Source organism: Peribacillus sp. SIMBA_075, from assembly GCF_046534585.1.
On record NZ_JAWRYN010001038.1, the window covers coordinates 1 to 256 of the forward strand.

1 protein-coding gene is annotated in these 256 nt (G+C 41.8%); it reads left to right on the top strand.

Features of this window, described 5'->3' with window-relative positions; all coding sequences use genetic code 11:
- Positions 1–77: 77 nt before the first annotated feature.
- Positions 78–256 (top strand): TetR/AcrR family transcriptional regulator (locus SB775_RS31455; protein ID WP_410865199.1); only part of this gene is annotated, 179 nt, incomplete at its 3' end.

Below are 256 nucleotides of genomic sequence, written 5' to 3' on the forward strand. Positions count from 1 at the left end.
GTTTTGTAAATAGGCAAATAACGATTCCTTTTTCAACCGCAGTAAGTATACTAGACGTATAGTATATTTTAAGAGGAATGATGAATGTGCAAGGAAAAAGAGGGCGTCCGCGCAATGTAGAAACGCATAAGTCAATCCTTTCCGCATCCTACGAGCTCTTGTTGGAAGATGGCTTTAAAGCGGTCACCGTAGATAAAATTGCGGAGCGAGCGAAAGTTAGCAAGGCAACGATATACAAATGGTGGCCAAACAAAGC